The 805-nt window shown below is 46.2% G+C and carries 1 protein-coding gene; it reads right to left on the reverse strand.

Features of this window, described 5'->3' with window-relative positions:
• Window positions 1–805: condensation domain-containing protein (locus CWC18_RS20355; RefSeq protein WP_171041184.1), on the reverse strand; the 805-nt coding region annotated here is incomplete at both ends.

Raw genomic sequence — 805 nt, forward strand, 5'->3', positions numbered from 1 at the left:
CTTTTGCTTGCTCTGTTTCTACATCGCTCACAGGTACCATTGCCCGATTGATACATGATGGCGTATCACTGACTGCATTGCCTTTCAGTTTCAGCACATCCAGTTCTGATACAATTGACTGCCAATAATTCTGAGTGTCATCACTGGTGAGCGCTTCACCCTCTAAAGCTATAAAGTCACGATAACTGGTCGTTAATGCCTCTTTCGTGACGAGATTGTCAGCTAAAGCACCTTGGTAATAGCTCACTAAATCTGACATTAAGATCGAGGTACTCCATCCGTCTAACAAGGCATGATGAAAACTTAATCCCAATACAAAAGCTTGCTCGCAATGAACAAATACCTTCGCTCTAAACACCCCCGGCGATGTAAAGTCTAAACCTTGCGCTCTTTCCTCTGCTAACCATGCCTCCATAGAGGTTTGACGCGCGTCCAGCGTCCAGTCCAATTGATACTCGGTGGTCAGTGGTACCGCCACATGCTCATGAACAAGCTGTAATGGCTGTGAATACTGGCCGATATTAAACGCGGTACGTAACACTTCATGACGCGCCATTAATGCAGCCATTGCTGTATTGAACGCCGCTTCGTTATACGGTAAACGTACCGTGTGCGTCATAATGTCATGATAAGCCGACTCTTCCCGTTCACGCTCTGAGTGATACAACATCCCCAATTGAGTTTGCCCAATAGGATAAGCATCCACGACGCCCTCCGGTAATTGCCCTCGGTCAATCGCATCAATTAAGCTAAATGCGTCAGTTTGCGTGTTTTTCAATTCACTAGCTTGCCCATCATCAATGGT

The organism is Pseudoalteromonas aurantia, assembly GCF_005886875.1.
GTDB lineage: Bacteria > Pseudomonadota > Gammaproteobacteria > Enterobacterales > Alteromonadaceae > Pseudoalteromonas > Pseudoalteromonas aurantia_A.